Here is a 17156-nt window from a genome sequence, read left to right on the forward strand (position 1 = left end):
TCTTATCCTTTCTTACTTGCTTCTATAAATTTCTTCATAATGACATTCATAGCAATATGAGAATTCAACCGAGTATCTATATCCGAATCAGAATCAGGACTGTGCGAAGTATACAATACTTCAGTAGCAAGGCTTTCAAGAGGAGAGCCATGCTGTTCAGTAATCAAAAGAATATAGATTTTTTTCAAACTGATTTCAACCACTGCTTCTAGTAGCTCAGGCGGTCTGCCGCTTCTTGATAGAACAATGACAATATCTTCTTTTTCTTGTAAATTCCGTGCAGAAACCCTCATATATCTCGAGTCATCGTATTGCTCTACATGTTTTCCTAGCAGCTGTAATTTTATTTGGAACATTTTCCCAATAAAACTGTTCATACCCATTCCATATATAGTAATCCGTTTAGCATCTATCAATTCTTGTATCATTTTTGACGTAATCGATTCTTGAACAGCATGAAATGTGTCCAAGAGTAAATCGACTTCGCTATTTTTTTCAATTACCATGTCCTCGTTTATGCGAAAGCGTAAAAAGAATTCATCTTTAAAATGCAGAAAGCTTGAGTACTCCAACTTTTTGGCCAGCCTATGAACGCTTGTTTTAGACACGTTAAATGTATCAGAGAGTAAAGCGATCGTGAATTTTTCGTATTCAAAATTTTCCTTATTTTCAATAATGTTATGAAGAAGACTCTTTTCCATATCCGTTAAGCTATCTGCATGTAGGGATATTTGTTTTTGCAAACTCATGATAATCACCTTTTCAATAGTATTGTTTAAACTTTTACCTTTTCATCGTTTAAATATTGTTGGTCTAATGCTTTAACAAAAGGATAATAGATAACAACGGAAACGGCAACTGCAATTACTTGAACAACTGCTCCCTGCCAACCAGCTACTAAAAACCCAGAAACGATTGGAGGCGTGGTCCATGGCGCTAAGACACCATTAAATATAGGCATGAATCCGATAGCCATTGCAAAGTAAGCTATTAAAACAGAGATAATTGGCGCTAATGTAACTGGAATCAATAGTAACGGGTTAAACATAATCGGCAATCCAAATACAATGGGCTCATTAATATTAAATAAAGAAGGAACAGCACTAAGTTTTGACATAGCTTTTAGTCTAGATGATTTTGCGACAATTAGCATAGCAATCACTAATCCTAATGTTATACCTGCTCCGCCAATGGTTGCAAATTGGTCTAGCATTTGAGTTGTTCCGACATTTCCAGTTTCAAACGTTAGTTTTCCTTGTTGATATAAATCTAAGTTTTCAACAGAATTAGCATTTAATAAAGGATACATAATAGAATTAACAACTGTTGGATGAACACCAAACCACCATAAAAATCCGTTTAGTCCTCCTACAATAGCAATAATCCAAACATTTGAAGTAAATCCTTGTAATGGAATTTGAATGATACTATAAATTAATTCATGTAAAGAACCAGAGAAGTGTGTTGCTATACCGCCCAAAATCAGCATAAGAGAGACCACTAAAAACCCTGGAATTAGAGAACTGAATGCTTTAGATACCATATCCGGAACGCTTTCAGGCATTTTGATAATTAAATTTTTCTTCTCGCAAAGACGAGTAACTTCAACAGTTAATACTGCAACAATCATAGCAGTAATAACTCCTTTTGTTCCCAACCAATTAAACGGCAGTACATTGCCAACGATTTCATTTGTTTCTGTCAATACTTCTTTAGGTGTCACAACAATATAAGATACCATCGCTAAAACCATATTGGATAAACGGTCCATCTTATAAGTTTCTGCTAATTTATAAGCAAATGTGCCAGCTGTAAATAATCCTAACATATCAAAAGTAGCTTTAGAGGCACTACTTAAATAAGAAGACCAATCATTTCCAAAGATAGAAGCCATAAAATCACTATATCCTGGAATAGGAAAATCCATAATTAATAAAAATAATGAACCAATGATAGTTAACGGCATTATAACTAAAAACCCTGAACGTAATGCAATAAAGTAATTCATATTTGTAACTTTAGAAACTTTTGGAACCATTTTTTCTTCAATAAAAGTTATCAGTTTATCCATAAATAAATCTCCTTTTCTATAAACATATTACGCTTTCATTATAGAAGATTCTCTTGTAAATGCATATTCCTGTTTATGGAAAATTTTCCAGCATATCAGTACTTTTTTTCTAACATACAAAATGATAATGATTATGAGTTTATATGTACCTATACTTTAGCTACAATGAATCTATCTGCGATGTATTGTATACTAAGTAACAATCCTTATTCTATATTTAGGATAACTAAATTAGCTTAATATAAGACTATTTTTTTATTTTTTTAAATAATTTATCTACTTAGGAGGACATATGAAGAATTTTGTTACACAATCGTGGTTGCTGGAGAATCGTTTAAACGATGATTTAATCATACTAGATGCCCGCGCAGAATTGAATGACGCTAATGCTGGGTTTAATCAGTACAAAGAAGGACATATTAGCGGGGCTCACTTCGTCTCCATGGAAAATACGATGACCGGTGAAATTGGCCCTCATGGCGGCAGACATCCCTTACCGGATATGAAAATCTTTATTGACGAGATGAAAAATTTAGGAATCAATGATTCCTCTACACTAGTCATTTATGATGATGGAAATTTGGCCATGGCGGGCAGGCTATGGTGGCTGTTAAAATATGCTGGTAAGGATAATGTATTTTTATTAGAAGGCGGCATGAAGCATTGGATTGATAACTGTCTAAAAACGACTACGACTACTACAAAACCTAGATTATCTACATCTTTAAATTTAAATCTAAATTCAGCCATGATCGCTGAGATATCAGAGGTAAAAACAGCTACTGCATCAACCTCTACAGCCATTGTCGATTCCAGAGCACATGAACGGTATTCGGGACAAATAGAGCCTTTAGATAAATTGCCTGGGCATATTCCTAACGCCCTAAACTATCCTTGGATGGATTTGGTCAATGAAGGCACGATAATAGATATCGAAAATATAAACGAGAAGTTCAAATCTCTTGATAAATACGAGGAAATCATTGTCCACTGCGGTTCAGGCATAACCGGAACAGTCAATATGTTATTCATGGAAGAAGCAGGTTTGAAACCCAAGTTGTATCCAGGCGGCTACAGTGATTGGGTCAGTTACGATGATAACGAGGTAGTAAAAGATTAAAAAGATATCGAGCTTACGATATCCGTAAATTTTAAACTAAAGTTGTTGTTTTATTGGCAAACTTAATAAAAAACAACCAAACAGGCGGGATCCTTTAGAGGATTCAGCCTGTTTGGTTGTTTTGTTTGGCCCTTATTCCCTTATCAGTCTCCAATTAACGACTAATAAGCGGTAAGCATCATGTACTCTTAGTATTTAGTGTCTTCAAACCCACAGAATGCGTCAACTGGACTAACGCCAACGAATTCAGAGCGTCCCAACATTTTTTCTACTAAAGCATCTACAGTAAAGTCTTTGCTGTCGTAAGTGTTGATGTACGTTTGAACTTGAGGTACGTCTGCCAAATGGAATGGTGACAATAATGAAATAAAGATTGTCGGTACTTCTTGCACGTAGAATGGAATATCTGGTGTACCTTTACTTGCAGGCCATTGGATTCGTTGATCTGTATTTGGGTTAACTACTGCCAAGTTGATAATCAAGTCATAGTTGTCTGTTAGTTCTGAAATCGGACGTTTTTGAGCGTAAACATTTGCGATAGCAGCTTTCATCTCTTCTTCAGGAAGCTTCATGATTTTATCCATCGCAGATTCCCAAATGCGTACTTCAAAGCCTTCAGCTTCTAATCTTTCTTTCAACATTTCAGAAGACTTTGGACCACTTCCACCAATTAAAGCACCAAAGCCGCCTTCTACACCTTTAATGTCTACTAATAAAACACGTTTTTGTTTTGCTGGTGAAATCGGGAAAATATTTTCGTTGTTTTTAACCAAAGTAATGCCTTTGTCCGCAACTTCTTCAGCAATTTTCTTGTTTTCAGGCAAACCGATCTTAGCTAGAGCTTCTTCTTTAGGCGGCATAATTTCAGTTTTACCTTTTTTGTGCAAACCTAACGCTGCTTTAGTTCCTAAAATACGCGTTAACGCTTCTTGTAAACGGTCTTCCGTAATAACGCCGTTTTCGTACCCTTCCATCATCCATTGGAAATCTTCGTCTGGATCATTAAAGAACAAGAACAAGTCCGAACCAGCTGCAACTGCTGCCGGCAACATGTCTTTACGTTTCATTGGAGAAGTTAAAGCAACCATGTGGCTCGCATCCGTAACAACTAACCCATTGAATTCCATTTTTATCGCGCAATAAATCTATTAAAATATATTTGTTTAGTGTTGCAGGGAATGTTCTTTCTTTAATGGTTGCATCTGGGTTAAAGTAGCTGACCAAGTACGATTTGAGTTGATTGGGTTGCACCAGTTGCGGTTGATGTCAACGATTGGAGCAAAACTCCAGTTGCATCCAATCGCAGCTGCTTCAACACTGGATACGCGACCCATTTCATATGCGTATTTCGGATCATTTGTTGCAGCGGCTTTCACTTCATGCCCAATGTACGTTCCGTCAGTACAAGCGCCGTTTCCGCCTGCTTCTGTAATCACCAAAAACTGGATACTTTATCCTTTAAGTTAGAATCTTTCTGAGATATTCAAACCGTGAACAAATAAATTACCCACTAGTTAAATGAATCTGAACCTACTTTATTTATTTTATTATCCTTAAACATCTTCATCGCTCTTATATTCCAAAATGTCTCCCGGCTGGCATTCTAAAGCCTTACAAACTCCTTCTAATGTGGATAACCGGATCGCTTTTGCCTTTCCATTTTTTAATATAGAAAGATTCGCCATCGTAATTCCAACCTTTTCCGAAAGTTCCGTTACGCTCATTTTTCTTTTAGCCAACATCACATCAATATTGATTATAATTGCCATATTATTCACCTCAGACCGTTAATTCATTTTCTGATTTTATCTTAATCGCTCCTTGTAACAGCCTCTGCAGAACTGCAGCAAAAACGGCAATCACCAGTGAAGCAAAAACAGGAACCATTCCGACTAAGACTAGACCAGGGGCATCATCCATTTGGGCTAAGCCAAAAATAAATGGCAAAATCACCAAATATAAGCCACTGATTAGCAGTGCACAAAACTTGATATTTTTTAACGCTTTAACTGATAGATCAGAAAAAGCTTGGTTCCTATCAATATGATTTAATAGCTTAAACGCTTGGTATAAAGCAGCGAAAAATGGGAATACAGATACATATATACCAATCAAAATGGGATATAATAATTGATTATAGGCTGGGCTTGCTGGATTATTAATTAACCAGGTCAATCCAAATAAACTTAATGCAAGAACTGGGAGCCCAATAAGAAGAACAGCTAACTTTAAAAAGAGTGTAGTACCTTTTTTCATAAAAAACACCTCATTTAATAATTATTTATTTTACTTTAGCACCTTATTTATCGCATTACAATATATTTATATCGATTTACGTTTTTCTTAAACTATATTAAATAAACAAATATAAAAATAGTGAGAAAATAGGACTGAATACTTTTTAAATCTATTGACTTCTCTTCTATCATTTATCAAAATAGAAGAGAATCATAATTATTTATCATGGAAAGGAGATTCTAATGAATACAACTAACATCGATAAACAAAATAGTCATTTAGATTTAAAGAAAAAAGACGTACAAAACGTTCTCTCACTCTATCAGGATTATGCAGAAGCACCTTATATATCGCCAAACCGTGATTTGGAAGAGTGGTTAAACTCGGTCAGTATCGGCTCAGGAAATACTGTCCCAAAACGAAACATGATTCGTTTCGAGGAAGATATCTTACCTGGTCACCTTATTTTATTATGGCGCATAAATTTTGGTACATTTACGAATACGAGCGTTTTTCCAAAATATTTTGAATACGATTACGGCATCAACGCAAAACAAGCATTAGATGAAGTCCAACAAATGGGTTATGCGAAAGAACTTTCGGCAACTGACTCATTAACTCACCTCAATGCTGCACAGTTAAAAGCCATTTTCAAACAATTTGGACTGACTGGCTATTCTAAGCTGAACAAAACAGAATTAATGGAATTAGCTAAAGAACAATTAACAGAAGAGCAACTCGCTCCATATTTCAAAATCAGAGGTTACCAACTGACGCCAGCTGGAGAAGAATTGCTTGCTAAATACCCAGAAGTAATTGATCGGCACCCAAAAAAGAAATATTGATTTCAAACAAAAAAGTATGCTGCGCCTCTAATATTAGGGAGGCAGCATACTTTTTAAAACGAGTTGTGCTTTTATGAATGTTGAGTTTTTGGTTCATTTCATTCTTAGAATGTTGCAATCGTAAAGGCGACATCTTTTTGTTCGTCTGCTTCTAACAAGATAATGTTTTCTTTTTCTTCAAGCGTTCCAACTTCTCCGGTGACATCTAGAAGTCCATAGAATGGTTCGATACAAATAAAAGGTGCATTCATTTGTTCTTTAGTCCATAAGCATAAATAAGTAAACTCTGAAACATCAACTGTAACTCCATGTTTATTGTTAGGCGATGCTAACGTAACCGTTTCAAGAGTTGGTTCATCTATAATGATCAGTCCATCACGGAATGTTTCATGGTTCATTTTTAAAATACCGTTTTCCATGTCTTTAAAGGGTTTCTTGTCACCGCTTGGGTAAGGAACTGGATCACTTTCGAAATAACTGACTTCTTTTTTAGGATCAATGGTCAATGTACAGTCATCGTAAGTTCCTTCGCAATTCATTGGAATATTAAATGCAGGATGGCCTCCGATTGAAAACGGCATTGTTTCAGCGGAATGGTTTTTCACTTTATAAGCCACCTTAAGTTCAGGACCTTCTAAACTATAAGTAATCGTTAGAGTAAAATCATATGGATACATTGCTTGTGTTTCTTCATTTGGTTTCAACACAAACACTGCTTTTGCAGCGGAAGATTCTGCTACTTCAAATTCAAAATCTTTCGCAAACCCATGTTGCGGCAATTCGTAAGTTTGGCCATCTTTGTTGTATTTGTACTCATTTAAACGACCAATAATTGGAAATAAATTCGGTGCATGGTTTCCCCAAAAACCAGGATTTCCATCCCAAAGATACTCAAATTTTTCTTTTTTATGATAAATTTTTTGCAGCTCTGCTCCTTGTGCAGCTACTTCAACAAGTAATTGGTCATTTTCTAATTTCAGCATTAGCTTTCCTCCATCATTTTATAAAATTGGGTTAATCTTAATTAATTCACCTGATAATCCTACTTTTATCCCTTGCTCTATTTTATCTTTTCTTGATTTATGTACCATTTGAAATTTATTCATTTTTACAACTTGGTTATTTCTACTTTTAAAGTTACTTTTTAAAGACTCGTTTGATCCTTTAATTAGAATAACAATTATTTCAAACCCATTTTCATCGACTTTGCAAGGGCTGTAATGAAGTGTTGTACTATACATCTCAACTATACTCCCTGCAGGAACAAAGAACAACTCAGCGTCTTCTTGAGCATTAAAATAACCATTAATTATTTGTTCGCGTTTTCCTAAAACCATAATAATATCCGTTAAAACTATATTAACTTCACTGCCTTGATGAAATTCAAAAGCGGAAAAAGAAGAATTCTGTCCTGCACATTCACCTGCTTCAATTGGAAGCCCGGCATAAACATCTGATTCTATTTCTTTGATCACTTCAAAGTTTTCCAATTCAGCATTAGAAGGTCTATAAATATTTCCTTCTTTAGGAATTTTTATATTTTCTTTTGCATATTTTTGAATCTCTGTTAAATCATACCCACTAAGAAGATTTCCGAATACTTTAAATTCAGGATCCGTTACATTATATATCTTGTATTGTTTATTTTCATCACAAATTTTATCAATCGTCTCCATTTACTCACCTCTCCAGAAAGATAATGTTAAAAGACACAATTATAAAAAAAGCATAGTTAATTGTGTCTTTTAACAGTTATTAAATTTATTTTATTTTATCAAAATATGAAACAGCCGTTTCGTTTAATACAGCATTTAATTCTTCTATATTTTTCTTCCCAACTGTATTCATCCATTCTTTACCCGCTTTTTCACCGTCTTTAGCAAACGATTCGATTCCGTTGCGCCATGTTGCACGGCCGCAAAGAACTCCATTGAATTGAGAACCAGCTTCATATGCAAGTCTCAATGTATCTTGAAACATTTTAGCTGATACGCCTGCACTTAAGAAGATAAATGGTAACTGTGTTGCTTCGCTTTGTTCAACAAAGTATTTCTTTGCTTCGTCTCTGGTATAAACAGCTGCATTATTCGAATTGTATCCTTCAACATAATCCATATTTACTGGTATCTCAACTTTTAACACATCGACTTTGTAACGTGGTTTAGAAAATTCTTTCATCATTTCATTAACTTTATGAGGTTTTACTTTAGCATACTCTGCACTTTTAATATCATCATTTGTTGCATCATATGAAAGCAATTCTAAGAAGAAAGGAATATCCTCTGCTGCGCACTCTGATCCAAGACGTTCCATGTAAACGTGCTTATAGTCATTAATTTTTTCATCTTCGTCTACATCGTAATACAGTAAGAACTTAATCGCATCTGCTCCGGCTTCTTTTAGACGTTGGACAGACCATTCTTCTAATAAATCAGGTAAACGTCCAGGTTCTGTTGCGTCATATCCTGTTTTTTCATACGCAACTAATAATCCTGTACCATCAGCACGTAATTTTGAAGCAGGTAAGCCATATTCTGGATCTAGTAAGATCGAAGTAGAAAATGGTGTTAATTCAGAAGAAATCACTTTCTTAAATTCGACAATATCCTCTTCATTGGCTGGTTTATTTGCTGCTGAAGCTAACATTTTTTTCAATGAACCACGTTGGTCTATCGCCAATGCAGCTATTACACCGCTTTCATTTGATAGTTTTTTTAAATTTGCTAGTTTGTTCGGCGTCATGAGTTTTCGCATCCTTTAATTTAATTTTTTTATCATTACTTTTCCATAATATTCAGCAAATAAATCTGTATTGACAAACCCAGTTTGTCTTTCTATTGTATTCAGCATGCCCGTTGTCATACCTGTTGTCATTATTTTGATATTATCATCTTTTTTTGCTATTGCGCTAGCTAATCCAGCAACTGTTGAATCTCCTGAACCTACTGGGTTAACAACGTCAATTTTAGGAATCGTTAAACGGAAGTATTGGTCTCTATGTTTAACCAAAGCGCCATCCGCTCCTAAAGAAACAACAATCCACTCGATGTCTTTAAATAGCGGATTATCCGTTAAAATTTGTTGTAGTTTTGTTAAATCCGTTATGGGTTCTTGAATTAACTGTGCAATTTCTTCTTGATTAGGTTTAATCAAAAACGGCTTATTATTTCCAGTTAAGCTGGCTCTTAACGATTCACCCGAACTATCAAGCAAAACTGGAATATCCTTAGTTGAAGCGATTCTAACCATTTCAGCATATAATTGCTTACTCAGACCTTCAGGTAAACTTCCTGAAATAGTCACCACAGCTGCGTTTTCTAATTGTTTTTCAAAATGTGCTAGAAAATCGACTTCATTTTGGTCAGTTAAAAGTGGTCCTTGCTCTAATATTTCTGTCTGCTGCATATTATCATGCAAAATAGCGATGCAATTGCGCGATTCTTGATTGATGGTCATAAAATCATGGCTTATTCCGGTCTCATCCAATTGTTTTTCAATAAAGTTCCCAATAGTTCCGCCCAGAACGCCCGAAGCAATTACTGGAGAACCTAACTGATACAGTACTCGAGCAACATTCAATCCTTTTCCTCCAGCAGTTTTACTCACGTCTTCTACTCGATTGACTGCATTTAATTGTAGGGATCCTAATGGATAAGAAATATCTACCGATGGATTCATTGTAATTGCTAAAATTGATTTCAACATAAATACAACTCCTTTAAGTTAATCGTGGTAGTATCCTTCATCCCACAAATCAAGTTCTTTTTTAAAGAAATCCGAATTGTCGTGTTGTTCAGGATTTTTAGGTGCAATTGCATTAATTTTTTCGATTATTTTTTTATTTTCAGGTGTTTCCTTATACTCCGTATTCAAGAAAACGGAAACAATATCTTCCGCTAAAAATTTCCCAACCGTTGTTCCACCGAAGCCAATAACGTTGATATCTAATTCTTCTTTCATGTATCGAGTAATTGCTGCATTACTAACTAATGCAGCACGAACACCGTCATTTTTATTAGCTGCTACTGTAATTCCAACACCTGTTCCGCATAAAACAATTCCTCTATCTGCTTTTCCGTCACTTACCAATTCCCCAACTCTTTTACCGTAGATCGGATAATGTGTACGACTCGTATCATAAGCTCCAACATCAATAACCTCATGACCTTGTTCTTTTAGAAAGTTAGAAATATTAATTTTTACATCTGTTACGATATGATCGTTACCAATTGCAATAATCATAAGTTAATTCCTCCTAGTTTAATTTTTAAATTCTGCACCTTATTAAATCATTTTTTCAAGCATATCTACTCGGACTTGATGACGACCACCAGCATATTCAATATCCAAATATGAATCAACGATACTTTTAGCTAAAGCTGGACCAACAATTCCTGAGCCAATAGCTATTGCTTTTGCTCCGTTATGTTCTGTTGTCATATGTGCTGTTCTTTCTTCTGTCACATTGGCAGTGATCATTCCTTTTATTTTATTACTTGCCATAAATGAGCCTGCGCCATATTCATCAAACATTAAACCACGATCTGCCCTTCCCTCTAAAACAACTTTTGAAACTGCTGTTGATGAATCTACGAAATCTTCAGCCGGTTCTTCTGTTACATCTAAAATACTATGACCTTTATCCTGTAGGTATTTCTTTATAGTTTCTTTTAACTCAAATCCTTTTTTATCTGAACCTAATGCGATTTTCATTGTACAATCCCCTTTGCTAGTTGCTGTTTTTTTGTTCGTTGTTATTTTTGCTGTCTGTTACTTTTACTTTAGTATATTGTTGATAATGTGCCAAAATTTCATCTGTTACTTCATGATTTGTGATTAAGCAATCGATATCATATAAGCTATAAAACTGATAAAAGTCATCTTTATTTAATTTGTGATAATCAGTCAGTATATATTTAACTCGTGCATTATTTAGAGCTACCTTTTGTGTTTGCCCTTCTTCTGTATCTGCAGTCATTACGCTTTCATTTCTTATCCCATTGACCCCAACAAAAGCTCTGTTAAATTTTAATTTTTCAATTGTTTCGTTTGTTAATCCTCCTATAAAGGCTCCAGAACGTTGTCGAAAAGTTCCTCCAGTTAAAACCAGTTCAATTTGAGGCTTTTCTTTTTGAAAGTTTTCGAATACTGGCAGACTATTAGTAACTACTCTTAAATAATTCACATTTATATAGCTTGCTAATAATTCTAAAGTTGTACCAGGTCCAATAAAAATTGTTTCACCATCTTGAATTTCAGCAGCTGCCATTTGAGCTATGTTTCTTTTTTCATCGATATGAAGTTCGCGCTTTTCAATATGAGAAGCTTCATAAATGATTCCGCTCTTAACACTCTGTGCTCCCCCATGCAGTCGGATGATTTTCCCGCTGCTCGCTAATTCATCTAAGTCTCGACGAACGGTCATATCCGATACTTTTAGTTTTTGAATCAAATCAGATATCTTCACAATATCGTTTTTATTTACTTCTTCTAAAATGGTTAATAGTCTATCTCTTTTCAATATATAATTTCCTCCTTTCTAGTAATTTTCGAAATCACAAAATGTTTCTTTTTGTTCTTCACAAACATAATCTAACATTTTCAAACTGAGTTGTCAATATTATCTATAAATTAAACATTTTTTTAAATTTAAAACTAATATATTTTAAAAAAAGTGCATAAAAAGGTTTTCGAAGAGAAATAAAATGTTTTGAAAGCGGTTGACTTTTAATTATAATGTTGATATATTGGATTTAACAAAAAGAAACATAAAAAAACACATACAAACATGTTTTGAAAGGAGAATAAATATGAATAGAGAAGAAGCTAATATGATAGGTTTCGAAATCGTCGCTTATGCTGGAGAAGCAAGATCGCAATTGCTAGACGCAATTAATTGTGCAAAGGAGGGCAAATATGAAGAAGCTGATCAATTAATAGTAGACGCTAATGAAAGCATTAAAGAAGCACATAATACCCAAACACAAATGTTGGCTCAAGAAGCTGCGGGAGAAAGTGTTGAAGTAGGTTTTATTATGGTTCACGGTCAAGATCATCTTATGACAACTCTTCTGCTGAAGGATCTAACTCAACATCTGGTAACTCTTTACAAAAAAGGATGAGAGGATGATTTAAATGAATAATTTGATTGCACAAATAGAAAGAATGAAACCGTTTTTCGAGAAAATGTCTAGAAACAAATATTTAAGAGCAGTTAAAGATGGTTTTATTGCTGCTATGCCAGTCGTACTATTTTCAAGTATTTTTATGCTAATTGCTTACGTTCCTAATATATTTGGATTTTATTGGAGTGAAAGTGTTGAAGTATTGATTGTAAAACCCTATAACTATTCAATGGGTGTATTAGGGCTGCTAGTAGCAGGTACAACTGCAAAATCACTGACAGATTCATTCAATAGAGATTTGCCGAAAAATAACCAAATAAATAATATTTCTACTATGTTAGCTGCGATAGTTGGTTTCTTGTTACTTTCTTCTGATCCAATTGAAGGAGGATTTGCTAGCGCATATTTAGGAACAACTGGTTTACTGTCTGCGTTCGTATCTGCTTTTATTGTAGTGAATGTCTACAATATATTCATAAAAAATAATATAACTATAAAGATGCCGGAAGAAGTTCCTCCTAACATTTCTCAAACATTTAAAGACTTACTTCCTTTCGCTGCTTCCAGTTTGTTATTGTTTATTATAGACACATTGATGCGGAGTATTGTAGGAGCTAGTTTTGCTCAAACGGTTATCGAGATGTTCCAGCCATTATTCACAGCGGCAGACGGCTACTTAGGGTTAGCTCTCATATATGGAGCAATGTCATTCTTTTGGTTCATTGGAATTCATGGCCCTTCTATTGTAGAACCAGCTGTTTCTGCAATAATTTACTTGAACCTTGATGCTAACTTGCGTTTACTACAATCAGGAGAACAAGCAATACATGCCTTAACTCCTGGATTACAATATTTTGTCGCTACTTTAGGAGGCACAGGCGCAACATTCGTCGTGCCGTATATGTTTATGCTAATGGGTAAGTCGAAACAAAACAAAGCTATTGGTAAAGCTTCTTTCATTCCTACATCTTTTGGAGTGAATGAGCCAATTCTTTTTGGCGCTCCAATAGTATTAAATCCAATTTTCTTTGTCCCTTTTATTCTTGCTCCTATTTTAAATGTTTGGGTTTTTAAAGCTTTTGTTGATTTCTTAGGTATGAATAGTTTCGTTTATTTCTTACCATGGACAGCTCCTGGCCCTATAGGGTTGATCTTTGGTACTGGATTAGCACCTCTTGCGTTTGTACTGGCTGCTTTACTGCTAGTCATGGATATATTGATTTACTATCCTTTCTTCAAAGTATATGACAAAGAACAGTTAGAAAAAGAGCAAGAAAATGTTGATGTAGAAACTCATTCGCTTTCAGAAAATGAAGACTTAGTTATTGAAACTAATAAAAATTACGATGAAAAAAATGTATTAGTATTATGTGCAGGAGGTGGAACAAGCGGATTGTTAGCTAATGCACTTGCAAAAGGTGCAAAAGAATATAATGTTCCAATTAACTCTGCTGCAGGTTCTTACGGAGCTCATTATGATATTATGAAAGACTATGATTTGATTATTTTAGCACCACAGGTGGCTTCTAACTATCAAGATATTAAGAAAGATACTGATAGGTTAGATATAAAATTAGTAAAAACTCAAGGAAAAGAATATATTTCTCTTACAAAAGATCCAAAAGGAGCATTGAATTTTGTAATGACTATATTAGATAAAAACAAAGAAGAAGAACAACAACATGAAGAAGTAATTAGAGGAGGAATATAATGTTTAAATTACCTGAAGATTTTATTTTTGGCGGTGCAACCGCAGCTTATCAAGCAGAAGGAGCTACTAAAGAAGGAAATAAAGGCAGAGTTGCTTGGGATACATTTTTAGAAGATCAAGGAAGATTCAGTGCAGACCCCGCAAGTGATTTTTACCATAAATACCCTGTCGACTTAGAATTAAGTGAGAAGTTTGGAGTAAACGGAATAAGAATTTCTATTGCATGGTCTCGTATATTTCCTAACGGATACGGCACTCCAAATCCTGAAGGAGTCGAATTTTATCACAAGTTGTTCCAAGAATGTCATAAAAGAAACGTTGAACCTTTTATAACATTACATCATTTTGACACTCCAGAAGCTTTGCATAAAGAAGATGACTTTTTAAATAAAGAAAATATTCAACATTTTGTTGATTATGCTGAATTTTGTTTTAAAGAATATAAAGACGAAGTTTCTTATTGGATTACATTCAATGAAATTTGGCCCGTTTCTAGCGGACAATACTTGACGGGTACATTCCCGCCAGGAATTCGTTTTGACTTCGGTAAACTGGTTCAATCTATGCACAATATGATGGTGGCACATGCTAAAGCAGTTGTCTTGTTCAACGAACTAGACACTCCAGGAAAAATTGGAATTGTTCATTCTTTAGAAACACGTTATCCTTATACAAACAGTGCCGTAGATAAAAAGGCTGCTCATTTAGATGATGTTTTAGCAAACCAATTTTTATTAGATGCAACATTTAAAGGTTTCTATACAGAAGATACAATGGCTGCTATAAAGCATATTCTTGATGTTAACAATGGATCCATTGAAATCAAAGACAGCGATATAGATGTATTGAAAAAAGCAAGCCAATTCAACGATTTTTTAGGAATTAATTACTATCAAAGTAGTTTTATTAAAGCCTATGATGGAGAAAGCGAAATTTTCCATAATGGAACCGGTGATAAAGGAACTTCAGTCTTCAGACTAAAAGGTGTTGGAGAAAAAATGTTTGATATGGACATTCCGCGTACAGATTGGGATTGGCTTATCTATCCTGAAGGACTTTACGATATGATGGTACGTGTCAAAAATGATTACCCAAACTATAAAAAAATCTATGTAACAGAAAATGGTATGGGCTACAAAGACGATTTCAATAATGGGAACATCGAAGATGAACCAAGAATCGATTATATCAGAGAGCATATGAAAGCTATCGCAAAAGCAATTGAAGATGGAGTAAATGTCAAAGGTTATTTCTTATGGTCGTTAATGGACGTCTTCTCTTGGTCTAACGGCTATAACAAGAGATACGGCTTATTCTATATTGATTTTGATTCACAAGAACGATACCCAAAAAAGAGTGCTTATTGGTTTAAAGAATTAGCTCGAACAAAAGAAGTCAAATAAGTCCAAATTATACTAATAATTGCTGAACACACATTTAAAACCTCCAATGCTTATAGATACTTCTATAACTATTCGGAGGTTTTAATGTAGTTTCTGCAAAATATAAGATGAAGGAGATAAAACATATGAATAAGGATAGTTATTTTGGAGAAAATTTTTTATTTGGAAGTGCAGCTGCAGCCTATCATTTCGAAGGAGCATATGACCAAGATGGAAAAGGGTTAGCAATTTCGGATGTTGTACCTGCCTCTCCAGCTGAAGGTAGAACAGATGAACCAACAGCTGATAACTTAAAGTTGAAATCTATTGATTTTTACAATCGGTATAAAGAAGACATAGCTTTATTTGGAGAGATAGGATTTAAAGTATTTAGAACTTCCATAGCATGGTCGCGAATTTTCCCTAAAGGAGACGAAACAGAACCTAATGAAGAGGGCTTGCAATTTTATGATAACTTATTTGATGAATTAGAAAAATACAATATTGTCCCTTTAATTACCCTTACACACACATCAGAAATGCCGCTTCATTTAGCAGAAAAATATAATGGCTTCGCAAATAGAAAAGTCATTGATTTCTACTTAAGATATGTTAAAACTGTAGTCGAAAGATATAGCGACAAAGTAAAATACTGGTTAACATTTAATGAAATAAATGCTGTTTTAGCGATGCCTTTTTATCAAGCTGGGATTAGTGAAGTAAATGAAGTAACAGTACAAGAAAAATACCAAGCTGCTCATCATATGTTCGTAGCAAGCGCAAAAGCAATAGAGTGCATAAAAAAAATAAACCCTACTGCAAAAATAAGCTGTACGTTTGTTTCAACATTTCGATATCCATTGACTCCAAAACCTGAAGACGTTTGGGAAGCTGTAAAGCAAAATCGTTATCAAGATTTCTTTACTGATATTCAAGTAAACGGAGAATATCCTTGGTATATGGATAGATATTTTAAAGAAAAAAATATTACCTTAACTATCACCGAAGAGGATAAAAAAATAATGAAAGAAAACAAAGTAGACTTTCTAGCCTTCAGTTATTACAATACAGGAGTTGCTTCAGCAGAAAAAAAGGGTATGGAAGATATCTTCTCAAAACTGAAAAACCCTTATCTTCCTCAAAACGACTGGGGTTGGCAAATAGATGCAGTTGGGCTAAGAACAGTATTAAACTACTTGTGGGATAGGTATAAACTGCCTATGTTCATCACTGAAAATGGTTCATCTGCAATAGAGGAACTGATTGAAGCTAAAGATGGGAACATGACAGTAAATGATGACTACAGAATCGATTTGGTTTCTGATCATTTAAAACAAATAAATGAAGCCATTAAAGATGGGATCAATGTATTTGGCTATACTACTTGGTCAGCAATTGATTTTGTAAGCGGAACAACCGGCACAATGTTAAAGCGTTGGGGATTTATATACGTTGACTATCAGCAAGACGGAAGCGGAAGTTTGAAAAGATACAAGAAAAGGAGTTTTGACTGGTATAAAAAAGTAATAGAAACTAATGGAGAATATCTATTCGAAAAATAAAAATCTCGGCTGAACATAACTTTCTAATTTAGTACAAAAATTAAAAAGTCCTTCAAGAGAAATAATTCTTGAAGAACTTTTTTTAAAATTGATCTATGCGAT

The 17156-nt window shown here is 34.5% G+C and carries 17 protein-coding genes and 1 pseudogene; 6 read left to right on the forward strand and 12 right to left on the reverse strand.

Annotated elements, in window-relative coordinates; genetic code table 11:
• Window positions 1-2 precede the first annotated feature (2 nt).
• Window positions 3-749, reverse strand: a complete 747-nt coding sequence (locus JHE06_RS10760) for a MurR/RpiR family transcriptional regulator (RefSeq protein WP_201088753.1) — start codon at window positions 747-749, stop codon at window positions 3-5.
• Window positions 750-775: 26 nt separating this feature from the next.
• Window positions 776-2071: a PTS sugar transporter subunit IIC gene (locus JHE06_RS10765; RefSeq protein ID WP_201088754.1), complete on the reverse strand. Its 1296-nt coding sequence runs from the start codon at window positions 2069-2071 to the stop codon at window positions 776-778.
• 292 nt (window positions 2072-2363) lie between these two features.
• On the opposite strand from JHE06_RS10765, the gene JHE06_RS10770 reads away from it, so the two are divergent.
• A complete protein-coding gene (locus tag JHE06_RS10770) occupies window positions 2364-3191 on the forward strand; it encodes a sulfurtransferase (RefSeq protein WP_201088755.1) in 828 nt (275 codons plus the stop codon).
• Between the two features lie 188 nt (window positions 3192-3379).
• Here JHE06_RS10770 and JHE06_RS10775 read toward each other — a convergent pair.
• The 3 genes and pseudogenes from JHE06_RS10775 to JHE06_RS10785 form a co-directional block, all read right to left on the reverse strand.
• Window positions 3380-4621 (reverse strand): annotated as a pseudogene (locus tag JHE06_RS10775) (glycoside hydrolase family 3 N-terminal domain-containing protein); the annotation flags it as partial.
• Window positions 4622-4744: 123 nt separating this feature from the next.
• Window positions 4745-4960, reverse strand: a complete 216-nt coding sequence (locus tag JHE06_RS10780) for a helix-turn-helix domain-containing protein (protein WP_201088756.1) — start codon at window positions 4958-4960, stop codon at window positions 4745-4747.
• A 10-nt stretch (window positions 4961-4970) separates the two neighbouring features.
• On the reverse strand, window positions 4971-5447 hold the full coding sequence (locus JHE06_RS10785; protein WP_201088757.1) for a DUF2975 domain-containing protein: 477 nt from the start codon (window positions 5445-5447) through the stop codon (window positions 4971-4973).
• 224 nt (window positions 5448-5671) lie between these two features.
• On the opposite strand from JHE06_RS10785, the gene JHE06_RS10790 reads away from it, so the two are divergent.
• Window positions 5672-6274 carry a hypothetical protein gene (locus JHE06_RS10790; protein ID WP_201088758.1) on the forward strand — a complete coding sequence of 201 codons (603 nt, stop codon included), beginning with the start codon at window positions 5672-5674 and terminating at the stop codon, window positions 6272-6274.
• Between the two features lie 104 nt (window positions 6275-6378).
• Here JHE06_RS10790 and JHE06_RS10795 read toward each other — a convergent pair whose 3' ends face one another.
• The 7 genes from JHE06_RS10795 to JHE06_RS10825 all read right to left on the reverse strand — a co-directional run bounded on the left by JHE06_RS10795 (window position 6379) and on the right by JHE06_RS10825 (window position 11798).
• Window positions 6379-7257, reverse strand: coding sequence for an aldose 1-epimerase family protein (locus tag JHE06_RS10795; RefSeq protein ID WP_201088759.1), 879 nt, complete (start codon window positions 7255-7257; stop codon window positions 6379-6381).
• Between the two features lie 18 nt (window positions 7258-7275).
• Complete coding sequence (locus tag JHE06_RS10800; RefSeq protein ID WP_201088760.1) at window positions 7276-7950, reverse strand: DUF4867 family protein; 675 nt, start codon at window positions 7948-7950, stop codon at window positions 7276-7278.
• Window positions 7951-8035: 85 nt separating this feature from the next.
• Entirely contained in the window at window positions 8036-9016 is a 981-nt protein-coding gene (lacD, locus tag JHE06_RS10805; RefSeq protein ID WP_201088761.1) for a tagatose-bisphosphate aldolase, read from the reverse strand.
• Window positions 9017-9031: 15 nt separating this feature from the next.
• Window positions 9032-9979 (reverse strand): hexose kinase, encoded by a 948-nt coding sequence (locus JHE06_RS10810; RefSeq protein ID WP_201088762.1) that lies wholly within the window; start codon window positions 9977-9979, stop codon window positions 9032-9034.
• 18 nt (window positions 9980-9997) lie between these two features.
• Entirely contained in the window at window positions 9998-10516 is a 519-nt protein-coding gene (gene lacB, locus JHE06_RS10815; RefSeq protein WP_201088763.1) for a galactose-6-phosphate isomerase subunit LacB, read from the reverse strand.
• 42 nt (window positions 10517-10558) lie between these two features.
• Entirely contained in the window at window positions 10559-10987 is a 429-nt protein-coding gene (gene lacA, locus JHE06_RS10820) for a galactose-6-phosphate isomerase subunit LacA (protein ID WP_201088764.1), read from the reverse strand.
• A 16-nt stretch (window positions 10988-11003) separates the two neighbouring features.
• A complete protein-coding gene (locus tag JHE06_RS10825) occupies window positions 11004-11798 on the reverse strand; it encodes a DeoR/GlpR family DNA-binding transcription regulator (RefSeq protein ID WP_201090047.1) in 795 nt (264 codons plus the stop codon).
• 286 nt (window positions 11799-12084) lie between these two features.
• Between JHE06_RS10825 and JHE06_RS10830 the strand changes: the two genes are divergently transcribed.
• The 4 genes from JHE06_RS10830 (at window position 12085) to JHE06_RS10845 (ending at window position 17054) form a co-directional block, all read left to right on the forward strand.
• Window positions 12085-12396, forward strand: a complete 312-nt coding sequence (locus JHE06_RS10830; RefSeq protein WP_201088765.1) for a PTS lactose/cellobiose transporter subunit IIA — start codon at window positions 12085-12087, stop codon at window positions 12394-12396.
• A gap of 13 nt (window positions 12397-12409) precedes the next feature.
• The gene (locus JHE06_RS10835; protein ID WP_201088766.1) at window positions 12410-14110 is read left to right on the forward strand and encodes a lactose-specific PTS transporter subunit EIIC; all 1701 of its coding nucleotides are present in this window, start codon (window positions 12410-12412) and stop codon (window positions 14108-14110) included.
• The gene (gene lacG / locus JHE06_RS10840; protein WP_201088767.1) at window positions 14110-15513 is read left to right on the forward strand and encodes a 6-phospho-beta-galactosidase; all 1404 of its coding nucleotides are present in this window, start codon (window positions 14110-14112) and stop codon (window positions 15511-15513) included. Before JHE06_RS10835 ends, lacG begins: the two co-directional genes overlap by 1 nt.
• A 125-nt stretch (window positions 15514-15638) precedes the next feature.
• On the forward strand, window positions 15639-17054 hold the full coding sequence (locus tag JHE06_RS10845; RefSeq protein WP_201088768.1) for a glycoside hydrolase family 1 protein: 1416 nt from the start codon (window positions 15639-15641) through the stop codon (window positions 17052-17054).
• Window positions 17055-17156: the final 102 nt, after the last annotated feature.

It is taken from the genome of Carnobacterium sp. CS13 (assembly GCF_016653495.1).
Taxonomy (GTDB): Bacteria; Bacillota; Bacilli; order Lactobacillales; family Carnobacteriaceae; genus Carnobacterium_A; species Carnobacterium_A antarcticum.

Bases quoted from the DNA above. Each gene is read 5' to 3' on its own strand.
- JHE06_RS10835 (WP_201088766.1), top strand. From the start codon at position 12,410: ATGAATAATTTGATTGCACAAATAGAAAGAATGAAACCGTTTTTCGAG.
- JHE06_RS10845 (WP_201088768.1), top strand. From the start codon at position 15,639: ATGAATAAGGATAGTTATTTTGGAGAAAATTTTTTATTTGGAAGTGCA.
- lacB (WP_201088763.1), bottom strand. From the start codon at position 10,516: ATGATTATTGCAATTGGTAACGATCATATCGTAACAGATGTAAAAATT.
- JHE06_RS10810 (WP_201088762.1), bottom strand. From the start codon at position 9,979: ATGTTGAAATCAATTTTAGCAATTACAATGAATCCATCGGTAGATATT.
- lacA (WP_201088764.1), bottom strand. From the start codon at position 10,987: ATGAAAATCGCATTAGGTTCAGATAAAAAAGGATTTGAGTTAAAAGAA.
- JHE06_RS10770 (WP_201088755.1), top strand. From the start codon at position 2,364: ATGAAGAATTTTGTTACACAATCGTGGTTGCTGGAGAATCGTTTAAAC.
- JHE06_RS10765 (WP_201088754.1), bottom strand. From the start codon at position 2,071: ATGGATAAACTGATAACTTTTATTGAAGAAAAAATGGTTCCAAAAGTT.
- JHE06_RS10785 (WP_201088757.1), bottom strand. From the start codon at position 5,447: ATGAAAAAAGGTACTACACTCTTTTTAAAGTTAGCTGTTCTTCTTATT.
- JHE06_RS10790 (WP_201088758.1), top strand. From the start codon at position 5,672: ATGAATACAACTAACATCGATAAACAAAATAGTCATTTAGATTTAAAG.
- lacG (WP_201088767.1), top strand. From the start codon at position 14,110: ATGTTTAAATTACCTGAAGATTTTATTTTTGGCGGTGCAACCGCAGCT.
- JHE06_RS10780 (WP_201088756.1), bottom strand. From the start codon at position 4,960: ATGGCAATTATAATCAATATTGATGTGATGTTGGCTAAAAGAAAAATG.
- JHE06_RS10795 (WP_201088759.1), bottom strand. From the start codon at position 7,257: ATGCTGAAATTAGAAAATGACCAATTACTTGTTGAAGTAGCTGCACAA.
- JHE06_RS10830 (WP_201088765.1), top strand. From the start codon at position 12,085: ATGAATAGAGAAGAAGCTAATATGATAGGTTTCGAAATCGTCGCTTAT.
- JHE06_RS10760 (WP_201088753.1), bottom strand. From the start codon at position 749: ATGAGTTTGCAAAAACAAATATCCCTACATGCAGATAGCTTAACGGAT.
- JHE06_RS10800 (WP_201088760.1), bottom strand. From the start codon at position 7,950: ATGGAGACGATTGATAAAATTTGTGATGAAAATAAACAATACAAGATA.
- lacD (WP_201088761.1), bottom strand. From the start codon at position 9,016: ATGACGCCGAACAAACTAGCAAATTTAAAAAAACTATCAAATGAAAGC.